The sequence below is a fragment of the Flavobacterium frigoris PS1 genome, assembly GCF_000252125.1.
Lineage (GTDB): Bacteria > Bacteroidota > Bacteroidia > Flavobacteriales > Flavobacteriaceae > Flavobacterium > Flavobacterium frigoris_A.
This window is the reverse complement of the sequence record NZ_AHKF01000035.1, coordinates 1-933: the sequence shown is the minus strand read 5'-3', so window position 1 is coordinate 933 and position 933 is coordinate 1. Positions and strand designations below refer to the sequence as shown.

Below are 933 nucleotides of genomic sequence, written 5' to 3'. Positions count from 1 at the left end.
CAAATTCAAAGCAAGCACTGCTATAAAATCATTTACTTTTTCGGCTAATCACAATTATTAAACAAATAGTTCAAATTCTATTTGTTGATTGTTTTCTGCTATTTTCAAATTAAATTATTTACATAATGAATTCACTAAAGAAAACAGTGATAACAATAGCTCTATTGTTATCAGTCGTAGTCTCCAACGCGCAAATTAAAAATGTAAAAACAGCAACGGTAAAAATATTCGGTAACTGTGACATTTGCAAAGCCTCCATAGAAAAAGCGGGAAATCTTAAAAAAGTAGCCTCAGTAGACTGGAATAAGGATACCAAAATGGCTACGATTACTTACGATGCTAAAAAAACCAATGAAGATGAAATCCTTAAACGCATCGCATTGGTTGGTTATGATAATCCAAAATTTCTAGCTCCAGAAGATGCATATAATAAACTTTCCGACTGTTGTCTATATGATCGAGAATTAAAAACTGCTGTAAAAACAGATATGGAAACTTTGCCCAATCATAGCGAACACGATATACATTCTGATATTACTGATAAGAAACAAAAAACAGCAAGTCCTTTAAAACCTATTTTTGATAATTATTTTTTATTAAAAGATGCCTTAGTTAAAACAGATGCTGAAATGGCTTCAATGAAAGCTAAAGACCTGCTAACCGCTATTAGTACTTTGAAAATGGAGGATTTAAAAATGGAAGAACACATGGTTTGGATGAAAATGATGAAAGAACTCACTAATGACATAAAAAATATTTCAGAAACACAGGACATTAAACGTCAAAGAGATCTATTTAAATCAGTTACCCAAAATACCTATGAATTAATGAAAGTTTCAAAAAGTGAAACTCCTACATATTATCAATATTGCCCTATGCAAGATGCTTATTGGCTAAGCAAAGACAATGCTGTCAAGAATCCATATTATGGTT

At 31.1% G+C, this 933-nt stretch carries 1 protein-coding gene; it reads left to right on the top strand.

The annotated features are described in order from the left end of the window. Positions 1 to 125 precede the first annotated feature (125 nt). Positions 126 to 933, top strand: an 808-nt coding sequence (locus tag HJ01_RS16770) for a DUF3347 domain-containing protein (RefSeq protein WP_040474101.1), incomplete at its 3' end; no start/stop codon positions are given.